The 799-nt window shown below is 72.0% G+C and carries 2 protein-coding genes; both read left to right on the forward strand.

All coding sequences use genetic code 11. From position 1 onward, the window contains the following. The first annotated feature begins 106 nt into the window (after window positions 1–106). Window positions 107–274 (forward strand): hypothetical protein, encoded by a 168-nt coding sequence (locus PUR61_RS21960; RefSeq protein ID WP_329880977.1) that lies wholly within the window; start codon window positions 107–109, stop codon window positions 272–274. A gap of 108 nt (window positions 275–382) precedes the next feature. Continuing rightward, window positions 383–799 (forward strand): aldehyde dehydrogenase family protein (locus PUR61_RS21965; protein WP_329880979.1); only part of this gene is annotated, 417 nt, incomplete at its 3' end.

A 799-nucleotide genomic window follows, 5' to 3' on the forward strand; every position in this document is an offset into this window, starting at 1 on the left:
CACCCCTTCCGGGGGGCGGCCACGGTACCGGCGGCAGCCGCCGCCTCGACCTCGCGCCGCCCGCCATGCGGCGCTCCCCGGCCCCCACCCAGATCGGTCGAGAACCATGTCGAACGCCGAGACCACCAGATCGGACACCAAGGCGACCGCCGTCAAGGAGTCCGGCTCGGGCGTCGTCCTCGCACTGCCCGGCCACCCCAGCGCCGTCCGGTCGGTCCTGGGGTGGCCGGGCTGGACGGGCGCGTGGCCCTCGTCGGCTCGGCCTCTGGGCTGACCACCCCCCTACTGCCGGGCCGACGCCCCTGCCCCCCTCAGGGCCGTCGGCCCGGCGCCCGACCGCACGGCAACCTCCCTGCTCCCACTTCCTGCCACGGAGTTGTCCATGTCGAATCCACACCCCGAACACCTGCTCAACCACATCGCCGGCCGCTGGACACCCTCCCTGACCGGAAAAGTACGACCGAACCTGAACCCCGCCGACACCACCGACGTGATCGGCGACTTCACGGAATCCGGAACCGAGGACGCCACCACCGCCATCGACGCCGCCACCACCGCCCAACACGACTGGGACACCATCGGCCCGATCGAACGCGCCAAACTCCTCAAAACCGCCGCCACCCTCATCACCGAACGCTCCGAAACGTTCGCCGAGGCCATCACCAGGGAGCAGGGCAAGCGCCTGTCCGAGGGCCGGGGCGAGGTGGCGCGCTCGCTGACCATCCTGGACTTCACCATCGGCGAGGCCCGCCGCATCAACGGCGTCACCACCCCGGCCGAGGAGCCGCGCACCCTCGCC

Origin of the sequence: Streptomyces sp. BE20 (assembly GCF_036322525.1) — a bacterium.
Taxonomy (GTDB): domain Bacteria; phylum Actinomycetota; class Actinomycetes; order Streptomycetales; family Streptomycetaceae; genus Kitasatospora.

Coding starts and splice junctions, on each gene's coding strand:
- PUR61_RS21960 (WP_329880977.1), top strand. CDS start 107: ATGTCGAACGCCGAGACCACCAGATCGGACACCAAGGCGACCGCCGTC.